Source organism: Oscillatoria sp. FACHB-1406, from assembly GCF_014698145.1.
In the GTDB taxonomy this organism is placed as follows: Bacteria; Cyanobacteriota; Cyanobacteriia; order Cyanobacteriales; family Spirulinaceae; genus FACHB-1406.
The window spans coordinates 39,600-63,958 of record NZ_JACJSM010000022.1 but is presented as its reverse complement, the minus strand read 5'-3'; the positions used below and the strand labels follow the sequence as shown (position 1 = coordinate 63,958).

Annotated in this window: 24 protein-coding genes; 16 read left to right on the top strand and 8 right to left on the bottom strand. The window is 49.1% G+C overall.

Annotated features, from left to right (window positions below):
* Positions 1 to 24 precede the first annotated feature (24 nt).
* The gene (locus tag H6G50_RS18720; RefSeq protein WP_190719640.1) at positions 25 to 825 is read left to right on the top strand and encodes an MlaE family lipid ABC transporter permease subunit; all 801 of its coding nucleotides are present in this window, start codon (positions 25 to 27) and stop codon (positions 823 to 825) included.
* Positions 826 to 1,139: 314 nt separating this feature from the next.
* Here the strand turns inward: H6G50_RS18720 and H6G50_RS18715 are convergent, their stop codons facing one another.
* The gene (locus H6G50_RS18715) at positions 1,140 to 1,832 is read right to left on the bottom strand and encodes a phosphorylase (RefSeq protein ID WP_190719638.1); all 693 of its coding nucleotides are present in this window, start codon (positions 1,830 to 1,832) and stop codon (positions 1,140 to 1,142) included.
* 50 nt (positions 1,833 to 1,882) lie between these two features.
* Between H6G50_RS18715 and H6G50_RS18710 the strand changes: the two genes are divergently transcribed.
* From H6G50_RS18710 to H6G50_RS18680, 7 genes are all read left to right on the top strand, one after another.
* On the top strand, positions 1,883 to 2,332 hold the full coding sequence (locus H6G50_RS18710) for a DM13 domain-containing protein (protein ID WP_190719637.1): 450 nt from the start codon (positions 1,883 to 1,885) through the stop codon (positions 2,330 to 2,332).
* Positions 2,333 to 2,387: 55 nt separating this feature from the next.
* A complete protein-coding gene (locus H6G50_RS18705; protein ID WP_190719636.1) occupies positions 2,388 to 3,080 on the top strand; it encodes a DUF4079 domain-containing protein in 693 nt (230 codons plus the stop codon).
* Positions 3,081 to 3,263: 183 nt separating this feature from the next.
* Positions 3,264 to 3,983 carry a MotA/TolQ/ExbB proton channel family protein gene (locus tag H6G50_RS18700; protein WP_190719632.1) on the top strand — a complete coding sequence of 240 codons (720 nt, stop codon included), beginning with the start codon at positions 3,264 to 3,266 and terminating at the stop codon, positions 3,981 to 3,983.
* 35 nt (positions 3,984 to 4,018) lie between these two features.
* A complete protein-coding gene (locus tag H6G50_RS18695) occupies positions 4,019 to 4,399 on the top strand; it encodes a biopolymer transporter ExbD (protein WP_199303222.1) in 381 nt (126 codons plus the stop codon).
* A gap of 114 nt (positions 4,400 to 4,513) precedes the next feature.
* Positions 4,514 to 4,930 (top strand): biopolymer transporter ExbD, encoded by a 417-nt coding sequence (locus tag H6G50_RS18690; protein ID WP_277882709.1) that lies wholly within the window; start codon positions 4,514 to 4,516, stop codon positions 4,928 to 4,930.
* Positions 4,931 to 5,067: 137 nt separating this feature from the next.
* On the top strand, positions 5,068 to 5,364 hold the full coding sequence (locus H6G50_RS18685; RefSeq protein WP_190719625.1) for a hypothetical protein: 297 nt from the start codon (positions 5,068 to 5,070) through the stop codon (positions 5,362 to 5,364).
* 482 nt (positions 5,365 to 5,846) lie between these two features.
* The gene (locus tag H6G50_RS18680; RefSeq protein ID WP_190719719.1) at positions 5,847 to 8,693 is read left to right on the top strand and encodes a cation-translocating P-type ATPase; all 2,847 of its coding nucleotides are present in this window, start codon (positions 5,847 to 5,849) and stop codon (positions 8,691 to 8,693) included.
* A gap of 77 nt (positions 8,694 to 8,770) precedes the next feature.
* Here the strand turns inward: H6G50_RS18680 and H6G50_RS18675 are convergent, their stop codons facing one another.
* The 6 genes from H6G50_RS18675 to H6G50_RS18650 all read right to left on the bottom strand — a co-directional run bounded on the left by H6G50_RS18675 (position 8,771) and on the right by H6G50_RS18650 (position 15,564).
* On the bottom strand, positions 8,771 to 9,367 hold the full coding sequence (locus tag H6G50_RS18675) for a Uma2 family endonuclease (protein ID WP_190719622.1): 597 nt from the start codon (positions 9,365 to 9,367) through the stop codon (positions 8,771 to 8,773).
* Between the two features lie 112 nt (positions 9,368 to 9,479).
* Positions 9,480 to 10,517 carry a PatA/PatG family cyanobactin maturation protease gene (locus tag H6G50_RS18670; protein ID WP_347239964.1) on the bottom strand — a complete coding sequence of 346 codons (1,038 nt, stop codon included), beginning with the start codon at positions 10,515 to 10,517 and terminating at the stop codon, positions 9,480 to 9,482.
* A gap of 352 nt (positions 10,518 to 10,869) precedes the next feature.
* On the bottom strand, positions 10,870 to 11,889 hold the full coding sequence (locus H6G50_RS18665) for an ATP-binding cassette domain-containing protein (protein WP_190719619.1): 1,020 nt from the start codon (positions 11,887 to 11,889) through the stop codon (positions 10,870 to 10,872).
* 384 nt (positions 11,890 to 12,273) lie between these two features.
* On the bottom strand, positions 12,274 to 12,873 hold the full coding sequence (locus H6G50_RS18660) for a Uma2 family endonuclease (RefSeq protein WP_190719616.1): 600 nt from the start codon (positions 12,871 to 12,873) through the stop codon (positions 12,274 to 12,276).
* 18 nt (positions 12,874 to 12,891) lie between these two features.
* A complete protein-coding gene (locus H6G50_RS18655) occupies positions 12,892 to 13,896 on the bottom strand; it encodes a DnaJ C-terminal domain-containing protein (RefSeq protein WP_190719613.1) in 1,005 nt (334 codons plus the stop codon).
* A 516-nt stretch (positions 13,897 to 14,412) separates the two neighbouring features.
* Complete coding sequence (locus tag H6G50_RS18650) at positions 14,413 to 15,564, bottom strand: TRAP transporter substrate-binding protein (protein ID WP_190719610.1); 1,152 nt, start codon at positions 15,562 to 15,564, stop codon at positions 14,413 to 14,415.
* A gap of 100 nt (positions 15,565 to 15,664) precedes the next feature.
* Here H6G50_RS18650 and H6G50_RS18645 point away from each other — a divergent pair, with 100 nt between their 5' ends.
* The 4 genes from H6G50_RS18645 to H6G50_RS18630 all read left to right on the top strand — a co-directional run bounded on the left by H6G50_RS18645 (position 15,665) and on the right by H6G50_RS18630 (position 19,184).
* Complete coding sequence (locus H6G50_RS18645) at positions 15,665 to 16,288, top strand: TRAP transporter small permease subunit (RefSeq protein WP_190719607.1); 624 nt, start codon at positions 15,665 to 15,667, stop codon at positions 16,286 to 16,288.
* Positions 16,289 to 16,339: 51 nt separating this feature from the next.
* Positions 16,340 to 17,686 (top strand): TRAP transporter large permease subunit, encoded by a 1,347-nt coding sequence (locus H6G50_RS18640; protein ID WP_190719604.1) that lies wholly within the window; start codon positions 16,340 to 16,342, stop codon positions 17,684 to 17,686.
* A gap of 86 nt (positions 17,687 to 17,772) precedes the next feature.
* Entirely contained in the window at positions 17,773 to 18,219 is a 447-nt protein-coding gene (locus H6G50_RS18635; protein WP_190719601.1) for a hypothetical protein, read from the top strand.
* Positions 18,201 to 19,184 (top strand): MFS transporter, encoded by a 984-nt coding sequence (locus tag H6G50_RS18630; RefSeq protein WP_190719599.1) that lies wholly within the window; start codon positions 18,201 to 18,203, stop codon positions 19,182 to 19,184. The genes H6G50_RS18635 and H6G50_RS18630 overlap by 19 nt, the downstream gene beginning before the upstream one ends.
* Here the strand turns inward: H6G50_RS18630 and H6G50_RS18625 are convergent.
* A complete protein-coding gene (locus H6G50_RS18625) occupies positions 19,181 to 19,675 on the bottom strand; it encodes a DUF4112 domain-containing protein (protein WP_190719596.1) in 495 nt (164 codons plus the stop codon). The genes H6G50_RS18630 and H6G50_RS18625 overlap by 4 nt on opposite strands.
* Positions 19,676 to 19,854: 179 nt before the next feature.
* Between H6G50_RS18625 and hisB the strand changes: the two genes are divergently transcribed.
* The 4 genes from hisB (at position 19,855) to H6G50_RS18605 (ending at position 24,251) form a co-directional block, all read left to right on the top strand.
* Positions 19,855 to 20,481 carry an imidazoleglycerol-phosphate dehydratase HisB gene (gene hisB / locus H6G50_RS18620; protein WP_190719593.1) on the top strand — a complete coding sequence of 209 codons (627 nt, stop codon included), beginning with the start codon at positions 19,855 to 19,857 and terminating at the stop codon, positions 20,479 to 20,481.
* Positions 20,482 to 20,931: 450 nt separating this feature from the next.
* Positions 20,932 to 21,855 carry a ribokinase gene (rbsK, locus tag H6G50_RS18615; RefSeq protein ID WP_190719590.1) on the top strand — a complete coding sequence of 308 codons (924 nt, stop codon included), beginning with the start codon at positions 20,932 to 20,934 and terminating at the stop codon, positions 21,853 to 21,855.
* A gap of 131 nt (positions 21,856 to 21,986) precedes the next feature.
* A complete protein-coding gene (locus H6G50_RS18610; RefSeq protein WP_190719587.1) occupies positions 21,987 to 22,400 on the top strand; it encodes a hypothetical protein in 414 nt (137 codons plus the stop codon).
* 132 nt (positions 22,401 to 22,532) lie between these two features.
* Positions 22,533 to 24,251, top strand: coding sequence for an NAD(P)-binding protein (locus H6G50_RS18605; protein ID WP_190719584.1), 1,719 nt, complete (start codon positions 22,533 to 22,535; stop codon positions 24,249 to 24,251).
* Positions 24,252 to 24,359 lie beyond the last annotated feature (108 nt).

Below are 24,359 nucleotides of genomic sequence, written 5' to 3'. Positions count from 1 at the left end.
ATTACGAATTACGAATTACGAATTATGGCGACACGAGGGAGTTCAACGCCGAATAATTTGAGTTTGTGGGCGAGTCGTCTATTGGCAGCGATGCTGTTAGGCGGTCAAGCTGTTTTGCACTTACTCAAAGCTAGGATTCACCGACGCAACACCCTCGAACAGATGGCAGTTGTCGGCCCTGATTCGCTCGGTATTGCTTTAATTACGGCTGCTTTTGTTGGGATGGTGTTTACCATTCAAGTGGCGCGGGAGTTTATTCGCTTTGGCAGTGGGAATCTCGTGGGCGGTATCCTCGCGTTGGCGCTGGCTCGGGAACTCACGCCAGTATTGACTGCGGTTGTTGTGGCGGGGCGAGTGGGTTCGGCGTTTGCGGCGGAGATTGGTACAATGCGCGTTACCGAGCAAATCGATGCGCTGTATATGCTCAAAACCGATCCGCTGGACTATTTAGTCATTCCGCGCTTTTTAGCTTGCACGGTAATGATGCCAATTTTGACAATTTTTTCGTTAGTAACGGGGCTAGCAGGCGGTCTTTTGGTCGTAACTTTGCTGTATGGCAGCGACATTACGCAGCAAATGTTTCTCAATTCTATTCAAGATTTGTTGAGCGTTCGGGATGTAATCTGCGGCACGATTAAAGGGGTTGTGTTTGGGGGATTGATAGCAGCGATTGGGTGCAGTTGGGGACTGACGACGACGGGCGGGGCGAAAGGGGTTGGGCAATCGACAACAACAGCAGTGGTGACTGCTTTGTTAGCAATTTTTACGACTAATTTTTTCTTGTCTTGGTTAATGTTTCAGGGAATGGGAAAGTCGATTTTATGATGGGATTCGAGGGGGGTAAAGAAAATAACGCGCGATCGCGGTTCTCTATCGAGGGATAGATTACACGATCGCTGGTGATACCAATTTAAGATTGCGCTGCCTAGAATCAACTCTCCTCAATTCTCAGGATAACGGTGCGTTACGCTTCGCTAACACACCCTACTTTCTTTTCATTCTATGCAGCTTTACATCAATCTGGTATGAGTTATTAATTATCAAATGGCACTGAAATAAGAGTTGAAAAATTGCCCAAAACATTGATATTTCGTAGGGTGGGCAGCGCCCACCAGCCTTAAGTCAGTGCCGTTGATTAATTATCGATTGTCCGTCAAAAAAAGATTTTCCAAAACCTTTAATCCTTTAAGAGAACCGCGAATCAAACGTTGGGCGGCAAGCGGTTGTTTGAGAAAAGCAAAAGTTAAAGAAAGCGGTTTTAGTTTGCCGTCGGTGCTAATTGTGCCAGAAAGATCGGGAATGTCGCCGTAACAATCATCGCTAACCACGCGCAGCATCGCTACAGATGCGCCGATCGCGCTTAACCCTTCCAAAACCGCAAATCCTTCCATATCGACGACTTCAGCCTGATAATCGCGGGAAATGGCGCGTTTTTGGGCGGCGGTGGAAATGACGCGATCGCACGTTAATCCCGTCACCCGCGCTGCTTTTTCTCCTAAACTTTCCGCCAGCATTTGCGTTAGCTTCACATCGCAAAGTTTGAGCGCTTGCGTTGTAAAATTCAGACAACTTTCATAGACAACAATATCGCCTATCCCTAACTCTGCTTGCAAACTCCCGCACAAACCCAACAATAAAACTCGCGCCGGTACAAAGTCGAGTTGTTGCAAATACTTCTGTACTGAAGACGCGCCGACAGGGAGTGCTAAAACTTGCGGCGTAACTCCCTTTACTTTTTTTAATCCTCGGCAAACCGCTTGATATTCTGCCCCTTGCGGAACCATTAACGTATCAAATTGAGCGAGATTGACAGCAGAAGGTATGGCGGGCATAAAAAACAGGGAATACGATAGAGATATCGCTATTTGAGGTTATTTTAATCGTGTCAAAGCATCTGTTAACTTTACTCGGAATTTTAACTTTTGCGATCGCGGGCTGTCCTCGCAGTAATCCTCCACCTGTCCGGACTGACGCTTCTGCCTCTCCTGCTAATACTGTACCGTCGCCAAGCTTGTCGGGCGCGTCTTTTGTTTCCGTTGACGAACCCACGAAAGGAACGGCAAGTATTGTAACAGAAAATGGACAAAGTTTTCTGGTTCTTGACGAAGCGTTTAGCACTAAAGAAGGGCCGGATGTTCTCGTGTTACTTCACAAAGAAGCCGTGCCTAAAAGTTATACAGAATCGAATTATCTCAATTTAGGAAAGTTACAAAAAATCAGCGGGACGCAGCGTTACGCAATTCCAGCAGGGACAAACGTAAAGGATTTTCGCACGGTTTCCCTCTGGTGTCGCAAATTTAAGGTTACTTTTGGTTATGCGCCGCTCCCGTAGATCCTAAAATAGCCCGATAGACGTATAAACTTCAGATTCTTTCACAAAAACAACGATGAATGCCGAACAATGGGCTGGGATTATTCATCCCGCGATCGCGATTCTCTTCGTCTATCCGCTCCTAGGAATTGTCGTTAACTTTGCTTGGCAAACTCGCCAGCGTCGTCTGAAAACAGTAGCCGGTGAAAAAAGCAAAATTCCGGCGACTGTCGGACGAGAACACTTTAGTATGGGGCGTTGGTTGGCGGGAGCAGTTGTGGGCGTTTGGTTGATCGCGATCGCTTACATCTTTCTATTCAAAGCATTTCTCAATCCAGAAGTTAACCTGTTCGCCAAAAATCCAACAGCAGCAATTTGGATTATTTCAATGTTTGTGGCAACCGTGAGTTGCTTTATCCTGCTTTATCGCGCTCAGATGGGACGTTGGCGGGCAATCTTTGCCGTTTTAACCAGCTTGGGGTTAATTATTTTTGGTTATCTCGATCGCTTAGGGATTACCGAAAAAGCCATCGTCTTTCGTCGCGATAACGAATGGTTTATTTCTCATTTCTATTATGGAACGCTGGCGGCGATTCTCGCGATCGCGTCTTTAGCAATGGTGCCAGAAATTCACCGCGATCGCAGCAACCGCTGGCGCACCCTTCACATTATTTTAAATTGCCTCAGCCTGTTACTGTTTTTAGGGCAAGGGTGGACGGGAGTTAGAGATTTATTTGAAATTGGTTTATACGCGCCGCCTCCACCGTAAGCTGGAACTAATTAATTCTGCTTGCAGTCTGCGATCGCAGCATATTTACGGCTACGAGCAATTACATCCGTACTCTGGGCGATTTTACCTTTATAAATCGCAAAAGTTAATGGGTTCTTAACCTAAAGACCATCAGACTCGGATATGCTAAACCCTGATTAAGTTTTCTCCTTAGACAGCCGCATGAATCGGATTTACGATATGTTTATAGCAGGCGGCCCGGTAATGTGGCCCTTGCTAGCACTCTCGATTTTTACCTTTACTACTGCTTTCGAGCGCATCTGGTTTTGGAGTCGCTTGCTATCACAAGAAAGCCGCATTGTCCATGATGTTCTCGATGCTGCGCGCTACAACCTTCACGAAGCTGAAAAAATTGCCCAACACGCCCGCTTTCTCCCCATTGGACGCTTTCTTCTAGCACCCCTCCAACTCAAACGCCCCACGCCCGAAACCTTTCGCCTCGCGATGGAAGCGGCGGGAGATAAGGAGTTCGTGCAAATGCGTAAGGGCGATAAGTTCCTGGAAACTGTTGTCGCGATCGCACCCTTACTCGGCTTACTCGGAACCGTTACGGGTTTGATTAACACCTTCAATAACCTTAACATCGGAGGCGGCGCATCCGCAGAACAAGCGACAAAAGCTGCTGCCGGGATTGGCGAAGCATTGATTACAACCGCAACAGGTATGATTGTTGCTATTCTCGCACTGCTGGTTTTTCGCGTTTTAGTCACTTTTCAAGCCCAGCAAGTCGAATATTTCTCTGAAGTAGGAAGCGAACTAGAATTGATTTATCGGCAGGTGTGGTACGAACCTTCCCTAGTTAAAGAAGAGTCAGAAGCCCGTGCTTTGCCAGATTCGACTTCTAATTATGCGAATGAAACTTTTGCTGTTGAGGAGTATTGAGCGTGCGGTTTAAAAAACAGAAAAGCTCTGCATCAATGCCTCAAATCAACCTCGTCCCGATGTTAGATGTATTAATGTCTGTGTTGACCTTTTTTATTTTGACTTCAATGGCGATGACGGGACAGAAACTCGGCGATATTCTGTTACCCGGAACGGAAAGTGGGGCGAAGGCAAAGGAAGAAAAACCTCTGGTGATTGGCTTGCAAAAGGACGGAAAAGTCTTGTTAGAGGGAAATCCTCAAGCCGGACAAGCTGACATTGAAAAAGCAATGAAAGCTTATATTGAAAAAAATAAGGATGGTACGGTTATTTTGAAGGCAGACCGAGAATTATCGTATCAAGAAGTGGATAATCTCTTAAAAAGAATGATGAAAATAGGAGGCGGGAACGTCTCGCTCGCAATTGAAAGGGGATAATTGATAGTCTATTAATTTTATTGATATTGGCTATTTTTTCGATCGGTAAAAAACCTTGGCTAGTTTTTGCTAACATTATTTGCCGTTTCTTAAATCAAAAAAACATTTACTATAATGCGATTCAAGAGTCAACAGAGAGATCAGATAGAGGAAATAAACCTCGTTCCGATGATGGACGTTTTAATGTCTATTTTAACGTTCTTTATTTTACTATCGATGATACTGACGGGAGCATTAGAAGGGGTTGAAGTTAAGTTACCAGCAGAACAGAACGGCGCGCAGCAGAATAATAATGCACCGCCCCCCCTAATTGTAAAAATCGACGATAACAATGGTTTGATTGTTGACGAAAAGCCTGTAGAGCGAGAACAATTACTTTCAACAATTCAAGCTCATTTAGCACAAAATCCACAGAATACTGCGGTCTTAGTAGCCGCCCCAAAAGCCAATTACGAAAAAGTCGTTCAATTGCTGGCAGAGATGCGGAAAGTCGGAAGCGATCGCGTCTCGCTAGGAATTGAAGCCCAGTAAGCAGCTTTCAAGCAATATAAAGGTATATAGCGAAGGAAAGGTTGCGATCGCAGCCAATGCTGGCTCTGCCCGTCAGTCAGAAATAGCGTGCCAATTCAGGGTTAAAAGACTTATTGCAACTAATTATTAATAGACTGATGATAGCCCATCATCTGTCCGATACTTCTAAAGCGCGCGAAGCCTCATTAAAAACGTTAGGAAGCTGGATTCCGGGTAGTGCGAGCAATAATCCAATGTGGGGTAATATTGGCAGCTATGCAGGTAAGGAAACAGTATTTATTATTGCTTGGCTCGGCAGTCTTGTTATTCTCTACCCCCTTTTAAAATCAAGAAATATAAAAACGAGAACGCTGTTTTTCGGGATGTTTAGTCTATTTACGCTAGCAACTCTGATGTCTTGGCATCCTTTGTTCCCCTATCTTCCATTACAGTAAGGAGAGAAACCCTATGCAATATTCAAGTTGTGAGATGCACAAATACGTCTGGCTCTGGGTGGCAGTCTTAGTGACCTTTGCAGCAACCTTGCCCTTGGCAATGATGCGAGTTAGTCAGACGCAAAAGTTTGCCGGTCAACCCTTTAATTCATTAACTTGTGAGGGGAAAATCCCCCCTCAGAGACAGGTCACAAAAATCACGGTTTGCACGCAACTAAAAGCGAGCGCAATCGAGGCTAAATAGAAGTACAAGATTCCTAGATTTTAGGTAGAAACTTAATCCTGGTCTCTAATAATTAAGCTCGGCTCGAGAGAAAGTCTATCAACACTCGAGCCGAAATTGCATCGTTACCCAACTGAGAAGAAGGGCCTACTCCTCAGATATGATGAAAGAAGTAACAGCCTCTCAATCGCTCGATCGCACCCCCAGCAGTATTTATGCGTATCGCTCGTTAAGGGAGGCATTCGCTTTAAGGTTTGAAATGCCCGTGACAGCACAACTTCCCTCCCCAAAAACGTCTTGGTACGCGCAACCGCTCGAAACAACCCTTCAGCAACTCGAAAGTAATCCCAACACGGGATTGAGTGCCGCCGAAGCGAGTGCGCGATCGCAACGCTACGGCCTCAATGAAATTACAGAAAGCGGGGGGCGAAGCGCTTGGAGAATTCTCCTCGATCAGTTCAACAATATTATGTTGTTGATGCTGATTGCGGTCGCGGTTATCTCCGGCATTCTCGACTATATTGACTTGCGCGAAGGCAAAGCCGAAGGCATCCCTTTCAAAGATACGATCGCGATTCTAGCGATCGTAATCCTGAACGGACTGTTAGGCTACCTCCAAGAAAGTCGCGCCGAAAAAGCCCTCGCCGCCCTCAAACAAATGGCCTCGCCGCAGGTGCGCGTCCTGCGAGACGGGCAACCCGTTGAAATTGAAGCGCGCGAACTCGTTCCGGGCGATATCTTACTGCTGGAAGCAGGAATGCAAGTTGCAGCCGACGGACAATTAATCGAAGCCGCTAACTTACAAGTGCGCGAATCCGCCTTAACCGGAGAAGCAGAAGCCGTTACCAAGCGTCCCGACGTACAGCTAGGGGAAGACACCCCATTAGGCGATCGCATTAACATGGTCTTTTCGGGGACTGAAATCCTCCAAGGACGTGCCAAAGTCGTTGTCGCCGACACCGGAATGAACACCGAACTCGGCAACATCGCCCAAATGCTGCAATCGGTGGAAAGCGAACCCACGCCCCTCCAGCAGCGAATGACGCAACTCGGCAACGTTCTCGTCACGGGTTCCCTCATTCTCGTTGCCATCGTCGTCATCATTGGCGTACTCGAAAAAGGAATCGATCGCATCCTCCAACCCGACGGTATCGCTCGCCTGCGAGAATTACTCGAAGTCTCCCTAAGCATGGCTGTCGCCGTCGTGCCTGAAGGGCTGCCCGCCGTCATTACCGTTACCCTCGCCCTGGGGACGCAGCGCATGGTACGCCGCAACGCACTCATTCGCAAACTTCCCGCCGTCGAAACCCTCGGTAGCGTCAACACCATTTGTTCCGACAAAACCGGAACCCTCACCCAAAACAAAATGGTCGTGCAGGAAGTCGAAACCGTCGGCGGGCGGTATCGCGTCACGGGCGAAGGTTACGCCCCCACCGGCGAATTTCTCAACAACGATCGCCCGGTTCGAGTCAGCGAGATCGGCGAACTGCAAGGCTTACTCCACTCTTGCGTTCTCTGCAACGATGCCGTTTTGCAACAGAATAGCGGCGGTAACGACAGCGGTAATGGCTGGAACATTCTCGGCGACCCAACCGAAGGCGCATTGCTTGCCCTCGCAGGGAAAGCCGGACTCGAACAAAAGGAACTCGATAAACAATTTGCGCGCATGGGCGAATTTCCCTTTTCCTCAGAGCGCAAGCGCATGAGCGTTATTTGTGGAGGTTCGGCGCAGATAAACCCCAACGCTGAAAGCGCCCCCTACTCCCTATTTTCCAAAGGTTCGCCGGAACTGGTGCTAGAACGCTGTCAATTCGTGCAATCGGGAGAAAACATCGAACCGCTGACGGAACAACAACGCCAAGCCATCCTAGAAAGCAATGAGGGAATGGCGGCTCGGGGCTTGCGCGTTCTCGGCTTTGCCTGCAAATCCCTCCAAGCCGTTCCGGAAGCGGGAACGGAGGAAGAAAACGAACGCGAAATGGTGTGGTTGGGACTGGTGGGGATGTTAGATGCGCCCCGCCCAGAAGTTAAACTTGCCGTTCAACGCAGTCGTGAAGCAGGGATTCGTCCGGTGATGATTACCGGCGACCACCAGCTTACCGCAACCGCGATCGCTTCCGAACTCGGAATTGCCGAAACTGGCGATCGCGCCCTGTCGGGGAAAGAACTAGAACGAATGTCCCAAGAAGACCTTGAAAGCGAAGTCGATCGCGTCAGCATCTACGCCCGCGTCTCCCCCGAACACAAACTCCGCATCGTCCGCGCCCTCCAGAAACGCGGTAAATTCGTCGCCATGACGGGAGATGGGGTCAACGACGCTCCCGCCCTCAAACAAGCCGATATCGGCATTGCAATGGGCATCACCGGCACGGATGTGAGTAAAGAAGCCAGCGATATGGTACTGCTCGACGATAACTTCGCCACCATCGTTGCCGCCACAGAAGAAGGGCGCGTCGTTTATACTAATATCCGCCGTTTTATTAAGTATATTCTCGGTAGTAACGTCGGGGAAGTAATTACGATTGCCGCCGCCCCCCTGCTTGGATTGGGCGGAGTTCCTTTAACCCCATTGCAAATCCTCTGGATGAACCTTGTTACCGACGGACTGCCCGCCCTCGCCCTCGCTGTCGAACCGCCAGAACCGAATGTTATGCGCCGTCCGCCGTTTAGCCCCGACGAGAATATTTTCGCGCGGGGATTGGGGCTTTATATCGTTCGCATCGGCATTATTTTTGCCATCGTCAGTATCGCGTTGATGGTGTGGGCTTACAACCACGTCCAGGGAACCGATCGCCCCGATAGTTGGAAGACGATGGTCTTTACTTCGCTGTGTTTGGCACAGATGGGACACGCGATCGCCGCCCGTTCCCACTCACAACTCGCGATCGAAGTCAATCCCTTCTCTAATCCCTTTCTTTTAGGGGCTGTTGCCGTAACCACCTTGCTGCAACTGATGTTAGTCTATGTTCCCCCCCTGCAAAGTTTCTTCGGGACAGTACCGCTTACCCAACAGGAACTCTTAATTTGTTTGGGCTTCAGCAGTTTGTTGTTTGTTTGGGTGGAACTGGAAAAATTGTTTGTTCGCTGGTATCGTTCGCGGAAGTGAGGTAGAGGTGAATAGCCTTCGCCCGCTCGTAGTAACAAATCAATTTGTTACCGGAATCCCCAAACTTTAGTAATTCTTTAGTCGATTGATGCAAAAAGCTGTTCTACTGTTAACTGTAAAGTTGGAAAGGTAGGAGAAACAAGAGAGTCTTGTCCTCGAAAAACGCGATCGCAATATTGCCCAGAATTTCCTTCTAATAATAACACCGAAACAGTTTGTTTTTGAGGATCGATAATCCAATACTCAGGAATAGAAACTGCGGCATATTGCGCTCGCTTGCGAAGGTAGTCTCGTTCTTTCCCGATGCGTCCGGGACTGACAATTTCCACCACCAATTGCGGTGGCGGCATTTCCAAGGTAATCGTGAGTCGTTTTTGGGTTAACTGCCAATGTTCTTCGTGCAATACCACTAAATCGGGGTAACGATTGGCAGCATCTCCGGGTTGCAGAATGGGGACTTGAATTTCGCAGGTGTGGATAGCAAGCAGTTTCAGGGGGACGAGATTTTGACTGGCAAAAAGGAAGAGTAAGAAGCGAGCGATAAAATCATTCAATCCTGATTCTGGGGGCAAGGCAATTAATTCTCCATCGATGAGTTCGTAGCGGTTATCGGTTTCATCTTCATACTCGAGGTATTCCTCAAAGGTCAGTTTTTTAGGGCGCGTTTGAATCATATTTGTTGCTCCTTCAGGTTATGCAGCAGTGTAAGAAAAATACAGCACTGCCTTTCGCTATATTTTTTGAATATGAACTAACCCATCCTACGAAATCACTTCGGAATTCATCTTAATCAGACGACGACCAAGAACGCACCTCGCCCAGAGTAACGGGCATGAGATCGCTCACATCTATGGTAAACCGGAAGTTCTTGGCGCGACGGTAGTCTTCCGGATCGAAGAATTTCAGTTGCACGTCCCAACAATCGTTATCCAGCCGACAGAAGGGACTCTTGGACACATTAATGCTACCGAGTTCCATCCCCGCCCCGACGGCTTCTGAGAAGGTTTGCGCCGCTTGGAAAGCATTGGTTGCAGCGAAGTTGAGGGCGCGGTCTTGGGAGGTTTGCCCCAGGTTGCGGAGATCGTAGTAGATTCGATTCAGGAAGCTGCTGAGGGTGCGGCGCATTTGCTTTTCATCAGCATCCTGTTTTGCTCCAACCGCTTCTAGGGCGGCATCTACTAGGGTGTTGACGTGCCAGCCGTACATCACGCGAGGGCTTGGGAGTTCGATGACGGGGACGACTTGACCGGAGAACAGGCGCACGGTGCGACCCGTAATTAGACCGGGAATGTTGACTCGCTCGATGTAAGCTGCACTGTCTTCGGCTTCGACTTGACCGGCGAGGAGGTCTTGCAGGATGGCGTAGACATTGCCGGATAAGGAACCCGTAGGTTCGATCGCGTAAACTGGAGATTCCAGGTTCAGCGTCCAAATCAGCGACTTCATTTCCGACAGGTTCTCAGCCAGGTAATCCACCATTTGCCGCGCGTCGTAAGGGTTGGCAGGAATCTGACTGCCTTGAATGGTGTAGGGGGGCATCAACTGTTTGAAGGTGTCGCGGCGGGCTTCAGTGCCGAAGTCGTAACCGAGAGTACCGATCGCATAAACCATACCATTAGCAGGTTCGGCAACTTGGCTGGTGGTTTCGGGCATAGGGGTTCCTGATAAAGTGATAGAGTTGGCGGAGGGTTCGATCGCACTGGCGGCAACCGAGGCGGGTTGGCGTTTCTGTGAGGGAGAAACGATATGGTCTTTTTTATTCTCAATGAAAGAAAATTTTATTTTCTCGAAGTTCCGAACTTTCGGTCGAAACCTATTTAAAATTAATCTACTCTCCTCCTCCCACTGTCAATGTTCTTTCGCTACATTTTTTGAATCTTTACAAAAATCCCCCCGAAATTGAAATTTGCGGCGATCGCGCTACTTAAAACGCCAATGTACGTTTGTAAACGCACAAAAGCCTTGGCTGTTAGGCGTTGCCGACTCCAACGCGAGTTTTTTGGGGTGCGTTTGCACCGTAATTATTGCTTCTTCTCAGTTGAAAAGAATACAGAAAGTTGGATGAACTACTACATTGACTATTCACCTTTTCTCAGTTAGATGAACGGTGCGTTACGCTCCGCTAACGCACCCTACTTTATTCTTTCGTTATCCATTGTCAATTATCAATTATCAATTACTTCATTTCTTGCTTTTTCTCTTTCTTTAAATCTCGACTGCCTGCGGCGGCTAATTCTGCATCCATAAGAGTACGTCCGGTGGCAGCGAGGTAAACATCATCGAGACTGGGGCGAGATTGAGCCATACTGAAAACGGGCAAGCTGAGTTCTTGCAAGGTTTGCTCGATTTTAGTTAAAGGATTGCTTTGCGGTGCGACGACGAGGTTGAGTGAATTGCCTTGGGCGGGATTAACGATCGCTTCTTCGACAAAGGGCAGCGTTAGTAACTTATCTCGCACGGTTTCGGCTTCTTCGGTGGCAGTAAACTCGCGCACTCGTAGCGTAACGCGATCGCCGCCGACTCGATCTTTGAGTTGCGAGGGGGTTCCTTCAGCGATGACGGTTCCTTTATCGATAATTGCGAGGCGATCGGCTAGTGCGTCTACTTCCTCTAAATAATGGCTGGTGATTAATACCGTGGTTCCCGCCGCGCGCAAGTTTCGCAAAAACTCCCAGACTGCCGCGCGACTTTCGATATCCAAACCGACGGTGGGTTCGTCGAGGACGAGTAAATCGGGTTGGTGGAGGAGTCCGGCGGCGAGATCCAAGCGCTTGCGCAACCCGCCAGAATAGCCTCCTGTTTGGCGATCGGCGTATTCCGAGAGGCCAAGCATTTGAATCAGTTGTTCGATGCGCGCTTTGGCGTTGGCGTTGGGGAGGTGGTAGAGGGCGGCTTGGAGTTGCAGCAGTTCGCGTCCGGTGAGGACTTTATCGAGGGCGACTTCTTGGGCGACGTAACCCAATCTGCGTCGCGCGATTTTGGGCTGCGCGATCGCGTCAATCCCGCAAACTTCGACTTTGCCCGCATCGGGCTTGGCTAGGGTACACAAACAGCGGATCGTCGTCGTTTTGCCCGCACCGTTGGGGCCAAGCAGTCCGAAAATCTCGCCGCGATCGACTCGAAAAGAAACGTCTTTTACCGCAGGAATGGAACCGTAATTTTTTTGTAATTTTTCAATTAAAACGGCTGGGTTCATAATCGCTCAAATGATAAATGCTGGACTGGAAACCTAAAAACTAATTTTCGTTATTTTTTAGATATATAATAGCAGAAAGTCAGCCAATCTTACCAAAGAGGACTGATACCAATTCTCAGTTACGATGCACTAAATTTTTCGTCGTAGGGGCATAACATCGTTATGCCCTCTTCGGGAATCGTGCAAAATCAATGAGAGTTGGTATGATGCCCTTCAAGCTAGAATTCACTCCGGATGCTTGGAAACACTTCCACAAATTTTCAGCACTGAACCCTACTATTCTTTTATCCCAATTTTTATTGATTTTGCACGATTACTTAAGAGGGCATAGCAGTGCTATGCCCCTACGGGACGTTGATAAATGGTAGATATTAAGATGGGATTTTAAGCTTGAGGAGGAAGAATTTCGCTTAAGGAAAGGTTGAGGTGGGGAAAGGCAAGCGAAGCCACTCGATTGGGTTCGGAAACGATGAGGTGGCGAGTATATCCTGTTGCTGTTGGGTCGCGGAAAAGATGGAGTTGGCGCTCTTTAACATCTAGAACCCAATAGTCAGCAATTCCGGCGCGGGCATAGAGTTTATCTTTAATTTCGCAGTCAGTTTTTAAAGTGGAATCGGCAACTTCGACGAGGAGATAAATATCTTCCGAGCAGGGATGCGTTTCGCTGTAGTCTAAAATTGTGCCGCGTGCGAGAACTAAATCGGGTTCGGGTTCGGAAAGATCGTCTAAAAGAATTGGGTCTTGGGTACTTACAAAAACATTTTCATCGCCAACAAGCAACGCCTCTAATTTTGCTGCCAGTAAGCGTAAGGCAGTAACATGAGGCGTTCCCTTAGCAATCATCAAAGTAATTTGTCCGTCGATGAGTTCGGTTCGCTCGCTAGGGTCGAGAATTCCCAGTTCGCTCATGCGGTGATAGTCTCGAACCGTCCAACGCTTGAGCGAGGGCAAATCGGAGCTATTGCACTTACTTAGCGATCGCATTCTGTCATTCCAAACTCATTAAACTTGAATATTCTGCAAATGAGCGCGCGGATTTTCTGTACGAACGCCGCGCAGTTTTTCGTAATATTCCCGTTCGGTTTTACTGAGATTTTGGGGGGTTGCGATCGCGATTTTTACCAATTGGTCGCCGCGTCCGCCTTTGGGATTCGGCCAACCTTTGCCCCGCAACCGCAGCGATTGTCCGCCGCGAATCCCCGCCGGGACTTTCATCGTCACCATACCATCCAGCGTTGGCACTTCAATCGAAGCACCTAAAGCAGCTTCGTCTGGCGCGATCGGCACTTCGCAGACTAAATTGTCATCCTCAAAGCGGAAGAAGGGATGGGGCGAGAGTTCTACTTTCAGGTTCAAATCGCCACGCTTGCGGGTGTAAGGGTTCACATTGCCCTTTTCCCGAACTCGAATGCGAACGCCCGGTTTTGCGCCGGGAGGAATGCGCACGTCGATAACTTCACTCCCTAAATTCAAGCGCTTCTTGGTGCCGCGATAGGCTTCCGACCAAGTGAGTTGAATGGTGGATTCCGTATCGCTTTGAGTCGCTTGTCCGTTAAAGCCGGTGTTAAAAGTATCGGTGCTACTATAACCGGAACGTCCGGTTGAAGTGGAGGTGCGGTAGGTGTAATTTCCCGTGCGCCCGCCTCCCGTTTGTCCGCCTATCCCACCGAGTAAGTCGTTGATAAATTCTTCAAAACTGCCGTAGCGTCCAAAATCGAAGCCGCCGAAGTCTACGCCCGCACCGCCGCGCGCGTAATCTCCTGCTTTCTCGGCTTGCTGCCAATACTGCCCGTAATTGTCGTATTTTTTGCGCTTATCCGCGTCGGACAGCACTTCGTAGGCTTCGCTAATTTCTTTGAAGCGCGCTTCAGCGGCTTTGTCTCCCGGGTTGCGATCGGGATGGTATTTTAACGCCAATTTGCGGAAGGTTTTTTTAATTTCTTCAGCGCTAGCGGTTTTATTAACCCCCAAGAGGGCGTAGTAGTCTTTGAAGTCAGTCGAAGGCATCGGATCGCAATCTCCTCGGGTCGCCAACTTAATAATAATTCATACCCTGTATTTGATGCTAACAGAGCTAGAGCCGAGATAGCGTTCGGTTTTTCCCAGAACGCGATCGCAATTCCCGTACCTTCGCGATCGGTCTGTCAAGCTAAATTTTGTCTCGTGCGGGGGATGGGGGAACACAAGCCACGCCTCCACATCTTGAATTTTGACCGAAAATAATGGGATACAGAGCTACGCCCTTCTAGGGCGGATGCCTGATGGTAGGATAAAGGCATCCGCCACACAGTCAGAGACTCGCGCCAAGAGCGGAGGAACCTGTCTCGCAATGGGCGTAATTTCCTGGGAAAGTTTTGGCTCCAAGGGAGCAGAAAGAATTTTCTCATACAGCGGTGGGGCGCATCGCCGTGAATTTTGGTGAGGGTAAAGTCATTAGACTCCCTACGATCCAAGAATCCTCGCATCTTTAGGGCGAGGAGCCGTCAAAGGTTTTTATCGGTAGGGACGTTGTATACAAAGTCCCTACGCTTTTATTTTCGAGTAAATATAATTGGCAAAACTGCCTTCATTGAGTTTATTCCAGGCGGTGACGCGATCGCGGAAGGGTTTCCACAAATCATAGACTGCCTTAAAATCGACATCTTTGGCGGCAAACTCATCGTAAAGCGCGAAAGCTGCCTGTTCTGCCGCCGCTAAAATTTCCGGGCTGTAAGGACGCACTTGCGTTCCGGTAGAAAGCAATTTTTGCAATGCTTCGTTATTGCGAGATTCGTAGCGCGCCAGCATGGTTGCATTAGACTCAAACGCAGCCGTTTGAATTGCTTGTTGATATTGCGCCGGTAACTTTTTCCACTCGTTTAAATTAACCTGAAATTCCAAGGTTGCACCCGGTTCCCACCAACCGGGATAGTAATAAAATTTCGCGGCTTTATTGAGGCCCAATTTTTCATCATCGTAAGGCCCAACCCATTCTGCTGCATCGATCGCGCCGGTTTGTAGCGCTTGGAAAATTTCGCCCCCCGCGATCGTTTGCACGTTTACGCCTAACTTCGCCATCACCTGCCCGCCCAATCCCGGAATCCGCATTTTTAAGCCTTTGAGATCGTTGAGTGTTGCGACTTCCTTGCGAAACCAACCGCCCATTTGCGTGCCGGTATTGCCCGCCGGAAACTGAATGACGTTAAATTTAGCGGCGTAAATTTCTTGTAATTTTTTCAAACCGCCGCCTTCATAAAGCCAAGCATTCTGCTGTTGGGCGGTGAATCCGAAGGGAAGGGTAGTACCGAAGGCGAGGGCGGGATTGCGCCCGACATAGTAATAAGAGGCGGTATGTCCGCACTGTACGCCGCCTTGGGAGACGACGTTTAAGACATCTAAGGGCGGGGCGACTTCTCCGGCGGCACGGGGGACTAACTTCAATTTTCCACCCGTGAGGGCGGCGACGCGATCGGCTAAGACTTGCGCCCCCCCAAAGATTGTATCGAGCGATCGCGGCCAACTGGTTGCCATTTGCCATTGTAGAGAAGGCAAATTCGCAAGATCGGCAGGGTTGGCGGTATTGGTAGAACCCGGTGCGGCGGAATTCTGTGCGGATCTGCACCCACCGACAATCGCAACGCCCGTCGTCGCGATCGCGCCTTGGGATAACGCTCTAACAATAGCTCGACGTTTCATATCAACCCTACCAAACAAAGTTTCCTCAGAATATCACGAGAAGGGGAACGCATTTCGGTAGAATAGGACGGCTGAAGTTTCCCTTGTTGCGTTCGATAATATGGTTCGGTTTTTTAGAAGGCTGCCGGTGCGATCGCTGCTGAAATTTTCCCGCGCGATCGATAATTTATCTGAAAAGTTGGGATGGCTTGCCAATTGGCTGGTCTTATTAACCCTCGGAGTCGGTTTTTATAACGTTATCGCCCGGTTTCTCGGTCGTTTCGTCGGCCAGCAACTCTCTTCCAATGCGTTCATCGAACTGCAATGGTACTTATTTTCCATCTTATTTTGGCTCGGATTTTCTTATATTCTCCTGCATAACGAAAACGTCCGCGTTGATTTTTTATACTCGCATTTTTCACCCAAAAAACAAGCTCTCGTCGATTTAGTCGGGACGGTTTTATTTTTAATTCCCTTCTGTCTCATAGGGCTTTGGGTAACGTTTAATCCCGTCCTACAATCTTGGGGACGATTGCCCGATGGCAGTTGGGGGCCGTGGGAAATCTCCTCCGATGCTAACGGTTTGCCGCGCGCGCCGATTAAAACAATGATTCCCATCGGATTACTCTTATTGTTGCTACAAAGTATTTCCCAAGCCATTAAATATTTAGCCATTATCTTAGGTTACCAAGACATTGAAGATCGCGTTCGCTTAGAATCTTCCGAAAAAATCGCACCCGAATAAGTAATTTTTAATTTTTACCTTTTAATTTCTAATTAAACAGCGAGGTCAATTATGGGGTATGAATGGCTAGCAATCTTAATGTTTGTCGGCTTTTTCTTTATTTTAATTAGCGGTTATCCCGTTGCATTTTCCTTTGCGGGAACGGCGCTCTTATTTGGCGCGATCGGTTTAATTTTTGGTGCGTTTGACCTCAACCGCTTGCTTTTATTGCCGAATCTGTGGTTCGGTACGATGTCCAATTTTACCCTTCTCGCAATTCCCTATTTCGTCTTTCTCGGCGCAATTTTAGAAAAGTCCGGACTGGCAGAAGAATTATTAGAAACAATGGGAATTATGCTACGGCGAGTGCGGGGCGGATTGGCGCTAGCCGTCGTCGTCGTGGGGACGTTACTTGCGGCAACAACGGGCGTTGTTGCCGCAACCGTAATCGTGATGGGGATGCTGTATTTACCCGCTATGTTGCGTTACGGTTACGATAAAAAATTAGCCGCCGGAATTATTGTTGCTTCAGGAACTTTAGCGCAACTCATTCCTCCCAGTTTAGTTTTAGTGATTCTCAGCGACCAAATCGGGGTTTCCGTAGGCGATTTATTTTTAGGCGCATTAATTCCCGGCTTGATGCTGTCGGGTTCGTATTTACTTTATATTATTGCTTTAGCCTTTGTTAAACCGGAGATGGTGCCGGTTCTCCCGGCGGATGTACCGCTTCCGAAAAAGGGCGAACTCTTCCAAAAAGTCCTAAAAACGATTGTTCCTTCCTTACTCCTCATTTTTGCCGTATTGGGCAGTATCTTTTTTGGTTTGGCAACGCCGACAGAAGCGGGGGCAGTGGGTGCGGTTGGTGCGAGTATCATTGCAGCTTTTAACAAGCGCTTGACACTGCAATTACTCCGAGATGCAGCACACTCGACAATGGTGATTACAGCGCTCGTCCTAATGATTTTATTGTGTTCCTCTCTGTTTGCTTTAGTGTTTGATGCGTTAGGCGGAAAGACGTTAATTACCGATTTATTGCTGAAACTACCAGGAGGAAAAGTTGGATTTTTGATCGTCAGTAATATCGTTATTTTCGCGCTTGGATCCTTCCTCGAATTTATCGAAATTTGCTTTATTGCTATGCCCTTATTAGTTCCCGCTGCTCAAGCGTTGGGCTTAGATATGGTTTGGTTTGGAGTGATTATGGCGATTAACTTGCAAACTGCTTTTATTTCCCCGCCAGTTGGATTTTCCCTTTTTTACCTTCAGAGCGTAGCGCCGAAAGAAGTTTCGACAGCGGATATTCATCGCAGTGCTTTACCGTTTATGGCGTTGCAGGGCATTGTCTTAGTATTGGTTGTTATCTTCCCGCAAACGGTGCGTTGGTTAATCGATATTTCTAGCTCGTTTGGACAGTTATGAATTATGAGTTATGAATTACGAACTGGAGCGAAATGATTTGACGCAAAAAGATTGATGAGTTATAAAATGGGAGTTAGGAATTGAGAATGAACTCAATGTTAGGCATAATTCTTCTTGCCGATGTTTTGCCCGCCCAAACAATTCCTATTATTGGTGGGGTTGGTTTTATTGTCTTTGAACTTATTGTGATTGTTTGCGAAACGTTGGTTTTGTGGCAGTTGGAATGGGGAACTTGGCAGCGATCGCTCCTCGATGCTTCCCTCACCAATATGACTTCGGGCATTATCGGTTTACCGCTCAGTCTCATCAATTTTGCAGCGCTTTATCGAATTCTCCCCCCCGCAATTTTCTTCCCCTTATGGCTTTTCCTCAGTTGGGCGCTATCCTTCCTGATTGAAGGGTCAATGCTGCTGTTGTTGCGGCGCAAGCCATTGCGAGAAACTGCCTTTGCATCTGCCGTTGCGAATGCGGCGAGCTACTGTGTTTTAATCCTCTTATTCGGAGTATTGCGGCTGTGGTTTTCGCCTCGATAACGCGGCAATGCGATCGCTCTCTTCTACTCGCGTTAGGAACAGCGCACGGCGTTGCGGATGCGTCGGCAGCCTTCCTGCTGGCAAGTTTGGCGCGCGGGCGATCGCTGCTTGAAATTTCGCTCTGGATTTTACTCTACAATGCGCTTGCCTTTGGCGCTCAAGCGATCGCGGGTTTACTCGTCGATCGCGCCCTCAAGCCACATCTGGCAGCCATTGGGGGACTACTCCTCCTCGCCTTTGCTTTACCCCTCTCTGGCAGCACGCCAATAGCCGCTGTTTTCTTGGCTGGATGCGGTTCGGCACTGTTTCATCCCGGCGGTGGCGCGATCGCGAACGCTCTCGCTGCGGGAAAAATAACGGAACTCTCGGTATTTGCCGCACCAGGAGTGGTTGGATTGGCAATCGGGGGTATTATCGGGCTGACACAGCAAAATGCGATCGCGCCCTTTTTCGCCGCTTTACTACTGCTGGCGGGGACAATCGCCCTATTAGTCTCTCAAGCTCGATTTTATCCACACATTCAGAGCTTCAAAGGTGAAAGACTCCTGGAAAATCGCGAGGTGTGGATTGCGGTTTTATTGGGCGCGATCGCGTTGCGCTCGGCAATTTGGAATTTATTTCAGCAAATTTACTTAGCACGTGCCGATTTACTGCTCGCATTAGCGATCGCCGCAGCCCTAGGTAAGCTCCTCGGCGGATTTTTGGGCGATCGCGTCGGGGCGTGGCGCTGGACGCAATTTGCCCTCTTGTGCGCCCTTCCCCTCCTATGGCTTGGAGAACGCCATTTCACCGCCTTACTGCTCGGAATCGTGCTGCTTCAGTCCACAACCCCCATTGCTTGGGCGGCGATGTTACAAGTCCTTCCCGATTATCCTGCCACTGCAACCGGACTTACATTAGGAGTCGCGATCGCCTTCGGAGGCATTCTCTTCATTTTAGAACCGCTCCGTACAGTCATCCCTTAACGTGCGAACAAGAATTGCAAAAACCTAAAAACGCCTTGGAAAAGCGTAACGCTAATCGCAGTAACCAGAAGCAGCACCAAAAGCAACCCGCCTAACAGCAATCCCAAAAACAGCCAATCCGCTTTTTGACGACTTTGAGGAAGTTCGAGATGTTGCTCCAACAAGGCAATATTTTTAGTATTAGCTTTCCACCCCGCATCGAATAAATCACCGAATAAAGGAACCATCCCCACGAAGGAATCCAAAATGATATTCGACACCATCCGTCCTAAAGTCGCCCGAGAAGCACCCATTCGCGCTGCTTGAATCACGATATAACTCGACATCATCGCGCCTGCATAGTCCCCAACTCCCGGCAATAATCCGAGAACCGGATCCAATCCCACGCGGTAGCGCGTACCAGGAATACCAACAGCATTATCAAGAAGATTAGTGAGCGATCGCAATTGTTCTAAAGTTCTGATGTGAGTGCTTTTTGCAGGTTGAATCATGACAGTCTTATAAATTATGAATGATGAGTTATGAGTTATGAGTTATGAGTGGTGAGTGGTGAGTGGTGAATTACGAATTACGAACTACGAATTACGAACTACGAATTACGAACTACGAATTGTAGACGGTGATTCCTTTAAAATACAATATTCCTTAGAAAATTCTGAATTTTAGATTTATGCAGCTTAGCGATCGCGCCCTCACCGCCCCTTCAACCGCTCGCAGTGCCTCCGTGCGGCGCACCACCGGGGAAACTGACGTGCAAGTCAGCCTCAATTTAGATGGAACCGGAAAATGTCACGCTAATACCGGCGTTCCCTTCCTCGATCATATGTTGCATCAAATCTCTTCCCACGGCTTAATCGATCTCGATATTCAAGCGACGGGAGATATTGAAATCGACGACCACCACACCAACGAGGACGTAGGGATTACAATGGGGCAAGCCTTAGCCCAAGCATTGCGCGATCGCAAAGGAATCCATCGCTTCGGGCATTTTGTCGCCCCTCTCGACGAAGCCTTAGTTCAAGTCGCCCTCGACTTCTCCGGTAGACCGCACCTCAGCTACGGCTTAGAAATTCCCACCCAGCGCGTCGGTACTTATGATACTCAATTAGTGCGAGAATTTTTCGTTGCGATCGTCAATCATGCCCAAATGACGCTGCACATTCGCCAACTTGATGGTATCAACTCTCACCATATCATCGAAGCTACTTTTAAAGCCTTTGCTCGTGCGATGCGAATGGCATTAGAAATCGATCCTCGTCGCGCCGAACAAATTCCCAGTTCTAAAGGCGTTTTGTAGCTTATGGGGTCAACTTAACTTGACATCCTCACCGCCCTAAAAGTGCGGTGATTCCTAAACCTCACGCGCCCGTCCATATTTTTGAGTTCTCCTCAAAAACGAGGACGCTACGATTCAGGTTTCTGCTTCATTGCAACTGCCTCTACCCGCAAGGAGTTTTATGGTCTTACGTTCGCTCCACAGACTATCCCCGCTAGCCCAGCGGTTCTTAGGTGTCGAAATTCCGAAAAGAATTTCTAGGTTTTTGGTTGATTCGAGGGATAGCTCTACCCATTGCCCCGTCCTCTTTTCCCGGTCTACCGATTTTTCTTCCCCGTTGCGAAGTTTCGCAAGCTTTGGTGTTAGGGTTTATGTCTCCATCGTCGCGGGTGGGTCATTGACCAATACTATTCTACCAAAAATTAATGTAAAGCCGTACTAGAAGCACGGGGTTTCAAACCCATTTTTCTGATGAGCGTTCTCGTATTCGGCAGCCTTAACTTAGATTTAGTCGTCCGCACGCCTCGTCTTCCTCTCCCCGGAGAAACGATCGCGGGTCGTAGTTTCGCCACCATTCCCGGCGGTAAGGGCGCAAATCAAGCCGTAGCAGCGGCACGCTTGGGGGCGAAAACGCAGATGGTGGGGCGTGTCGGCGGGGATGCGTTCGGGAAGCAGTTGTTAGCAAGTTTGCGCGGGAATGAAGTCGCTATTGAAGGCGTAACGGTAGATTCCGAGGCGCATTCCGGCGTTGCGGCGATCGCAGCAAGCGATCGCGCAGACAATCAAATTATCGTCGTTCCCGGTGCAAACGGGCGCATTGATGCAACGGATTGCGATCGCGTGCGCCTGCTCTTGTCGGCAGCAACGGTGCTATTGTTACAGCTAGAAATTCCGTTACCGGCGGTGGAAGCAGCGGCAAGGGCAGCCCGAACCGCAGGCGTTCGAGTCATTCTCGATCCCGCTCCCGTCCCGGAAACCGATATTACACCAATCTTGAAATTTGTCAATTGGGTAACGCCCAATGAAGTAGAAGCCAGTCAGTTAGTCGGATTTGAGGTGAAGGATCCGGAGACAGCGATTCGGGCGGGGCGGGAATTGCTGGCGCGAGGGGCAGAAGGCGCGATTGTGAAATTGGGCAGTCGGGGGTTGGTGGCGGTGACGGCGGAAAGCGTGGAATTTGTGCCGCCGTTTGCGGTAGATGCGATCGATACTGTCGCGGCGGGGGATGCGTTTAACGGTGCGTTTGCCGCTGCCTTGGACTTGAATTTGTCCCTAAGCAAGGCGTTGTTGTGGGGTGCGGCGGCGGGGGCGCTAGCGACGACGGTGGAAGGCGCGCAGCCTTCTTTAGCGACGCGGGAGGCAGTGGAAGCGTTACTCGAGCGCGATCGCCAGTAAGGACTGACGGTAACGCTGGGGAAAACTCAGCCCTTACCCGAAGCGCGATCGCGTCCCTGTTCGGATTGGCAGTCTGCTATCGGTACAATAGTTGATAAAAACCGCTTGTTTCGCCAATAGCGCCAGATACCATGATTCAAACGCTCTTCAGCAATCCCTTCCAAAATTGGTTCGCCCAACATCCGCGCGTCGATTGGGCAATTTCTCATCCCGTTATTAGCGTCGTCGTCCTACTCGTTCTTCTGTCCCTACTCGTTTTCCTCTTTCAAACCCTATCGCGATCGATCGCACAATTGAATGTTGCCTTCTGGAGTACGATCTTTAGTCTGCCTCTCAAACTCGGTCGTTTTCTCTCCAATGGCTTAAAATTCAAAGGAACACAAAATCCCTTACCTGTTGCCGAAAAATCTTCAGATTTAGTATTATCCGATCGCTCCTTAGAACTCTCCGAAATTTTGCAAAAGCTAGAAACAATTAACCGAGAGCAAACTCAGTTATTGGAGCAAATTCTCGAAACTTTGAATTCTCAGATTCCTACAAAATAGGCGCACTGTAAATTTTGAAGACAATCGATAGAAATCGAGCAAAAAGTGCTTTGAATTACACTTAGCCTGGGAGGACTAAGCGATAATAGACAGTTGTTCGATTTGCTCCTCTTCGCGCTTAAATATTTACCCATGAAACCCCGCATTATTGTCTGCGGTCTCGGTAGAACCGGCTACAAAATTTTCAAACTGCTCGGGCAACAAGGCGCTGACGTTGTTGGGATTAGCGATCGCCCCATGCCAGGAGAGCGGAAAGATGATATTATTATCGGCAATCTCCGCTCGGCAACAACGTTAATAGCTGCGGGCATTCGAGAAGCCCAAAGTATCGTTCTGGCTAACAACGATGACGGTTTAAATCTCGCCATCCTCACCCAAGCACGAGTTCTCAACCCTCGCATCCGCATCATCAATCGTTTATTCAACGAAACGCTCGGCGATCGCCTCGACACAACCCTGCGGGATCACGTCAGCATGAGCGCTCCCGCCCTCGCCGCCCCCACCTTTGCCTTCGCTGCCTTGGGGAATAAAGCGATCGGTCAATTGCAACTATTCGATCGCACGTGGCCCATCCACGAAGAAATCGTAGACGAAAATCACCCTTGGCTGTACCGCCCCCTGAGCGCGCTTTGGGACAATCGCAGCCGGATGCTGATTTACTATCTTCCCGCGACCGGCGAATTCGACCTCATTACAGCGATGGAAGAAGGCAAACAACTGCAAGTTGGCGATCGCTTAATTATCGGCACGCAACCCAAAACCCGCTCTAACCGCCGCCTGCGCCCCCGCAAACTGCTCAAAGTCCTCAGCAACTTTCGACAATTCGGGCATTACGGACGTTCCGTTACCCTCGTCAGCATTGCCCTGCTAGCGACCATTTTTATGGCAACGCTGACTTATACCTTCGTTAACTTTCACACCTCCCTCGTCGATGCCTTCTACTTTTCCGTCGGTATGATTACCGGCGCGGGGGGCAAAGAAGAAGTTGCCGAGAACGGCCCGGAAGGAATTAAAATCTTTACCGCGATTATGATGATCGTTGGGGCGGGAGTTGTCGGAATTTGTTACGCCCTAATCAATGACTTCATTTTAGGCAGTCGCATCCGCCAATTTTGGGATGCAGCGCGCGTACCCTCTCGCTATCACTATATCGTTTGCGGGTTGGGAGAATTGGGACTGTACGTTATCGAGCAATTTGTCGAACAAGGGTACGAAGTCGTCGCCATTGAAAGCAATCCTAGCAATCGTTTGCTCAATGCGGCGCGATCGCTCGGCGTTCCCGTTATCCTCGAAGATGCAAGACTCGCTAACGCCCTCAAAGCTGCCAACATCGACACCGCCGACGCTTTAATCGCGGCAACCAATATCGATACGATTAACGTCGAAATCAGCCTGTGCGCTCGCGGATTGCGCCCCAATCTCCCCGTCATTGTCCGCAACCAAGACCCCGAATTTTCCCTCGCCGTCCAGCAGGTTTTCGGCTTTGAAACCGTACTCTGTCCCAACGAACTGGCAACCCCTGCCTTTGCCGCCGCCGCTCTGGGTGGGAAAATCTTAGGCAATGGCATGACGGATGACTTGCTTTGGGTTGCCCTAGCAACTTTAATTACCAGCGAGCATCCCTTTTACGGCAAAACCATTCGCGAAGCCGCCAAAGAAGCCGATTTTGTACCGCTTTATGTCAATGCCGAAGGTCGCTCGGTACAAGGTTGGGATCTGCTCGACGTGCAACTGCTGACCGGTTATACGGTTTATTTAACCATTCCCGCAACGCGCTTGGACCAATTGTGGCGCACTCCTAGCCCCGAATTCATTTTGACTGTAACCGGGGCGTTAAGCCTTAATGAATAACACTAACTGAAGTCAAAGCGAAGGGTAACGTTCTAAAATGGTGCGCTACGGCGCGCCGAAAAATCCGTTACTTTTTATGCAATAGAACTCGCGCCTAACGCACCCTAC

Excerpts from the sequence above, each read along its gene's own strand:
- H6G50_RS18720 (WP_190719640.1), top strand. The coding sequence starts at position 25 with ATGGCGACACGAGGGAGTTCAACGCCGAATAATTTGAGTTTGTGGGCG.
- H6G50_RS18715 (WP_190719638.1), bottom strand. The coding sequence starts at position 1,832 with ATGCCCGCCATACCTTCTGCTGTCAATCTCGCTCAATTTGATACGTTA.
- H6G50_RS18705 (WP_190719636.1), top strand. The coding sequence starts at position 2,388 with ATGAATGCCGAACAATGGGCTGGGATTATTCATCCCGCGATCGCGATT.
- H6G50_RS18700 (WP_190719632.1), top strand. The coding sequence starts at position 3,264 with ATGAATCGGATTTACGATATGTTTATAGCAGGCGGCCCGGTAATGTGG.
- H6G50_RS18695 (WP_199303222.1), top strand. The coding sequence starts at position 4,019 with ATGCCTCAAATCAACCTCGTCCCGATGTTAGATGTATTAATGTCTGTG.
- H6G50_RS18690 (WP_277882709.1), top strand. The coding sequence starts at position 4,514 with ATGCGATTCAAGAGTCAACAGAGAGATCAGATAGAGGAAATAAACCTC.
- H6G50_RS18685 (WP_190719625.1), top strand. The coding sequence starts at position 5,068 with ATGATAGCCCATCATCTGTCCGATACTTCTAAAGCGCGCGAAGCCTCA.
- H6G50_RS18680 (WP_190719719.1), top strand. The coding sequence starts at position 5,847 with ATGCCCGTGACAGCACAACTTCCCTCCCCAAAAACGTCTTGGTACGCG.
- H6G50_RS18675 (WP_190719622.1), bottom strand. The coding sequence starts at position 9,367 with ATGATTCAAACGCGCCCTAAAAAACTGACCTTTGAGGAATACCTCGAG.
- H6G50_RS18665 (WP_190719619.1), bottom strand. The coding sequence starts at position 11,889 with ATGAACCCAGCCGTTTTAATTGAAAAATTACAAAAAAATTACGGTTCC.
- H6G50_RS18660 (WP_190719616.1), bottom strand. The coding sequence starts at position 12,873 with ATGCGATCGCTAAGTAAGTGCAATAGCTCCGATTTGCCCTCGCTCAAG.
- H6G50_RS18655 (WP_190719613.1), bottom strand. The coding sequence starts at position 13,896 with ATGCCTTCGACTGACTTCAAAGACTACTACGCCCTCTTGGGGGTTAAT.
- H6G50_RS18650 (WP_190719610.1), bottom strand. The coding sequence starts at position 15,564 with ATGAAACGTCGAGCTATTGTTAGAGCGTTATCCCAAGGCGCGATCGCG.
- H6G50_RS18645 (WP_190719607.1), top strand. The coding sequence starts at position 15,665 with ATGGTTCGGTTTTTTAGAAGGCTGCCGGTGCGATCGCTGCTGAAATTT.
- H6G50_RS18640 (WP_190719604.1), top strand. The coding sequence starts at position 16,340 with ATGGGGTATGAATGGCTAGCAATCTTAATGTTTGTCGGCTTTTTCTTT.
- H6G50_RS18635 (WP_190719601.1), top strand. The coding sequence starts at position 17,773 with ATGAACTCAATGTTAGGCATAATTCTTCTTGCCGATGTTTTGCCCGCC.
- H6G50_RS18625 (WP_190719596.1), bottom strand. The coding sequence starts at position 19,675 with ATGATTCAACCTGCAAAAAGCACTCACATCAGAACTTTAGAACAATTG.
- hisB (WP_190719593.1), top strand. The coding sequence starts at position 19,855 with ATGCAGCTTAGCGATCGCGCCCTCACCGCCCCTTCAACCGCTCGCAGT.
- rbsK (WP_190719590.1), top strand. The coding sequence starts at position 20,932 with ATGAGCGTTCTCGTATTCGGCAGCCTTAACTTAGATTTAGTCGTCCGC.
- H6G50_RS18610 (WP_190719587.1), top strand. The coding sequence starts at position 21,987 with ATGATTCAAACGCTCTTCAGCAATCCCTTCCAAAATTGGTTCGCCCAA.
- H6G50_RS18605 (WP_190719584.1), top strand. The coding sequence starts at position 22,533 with ATGAAACCCCGCATTATTGTCTGCGGTCTCGGTAGAACCGGCTACAAA.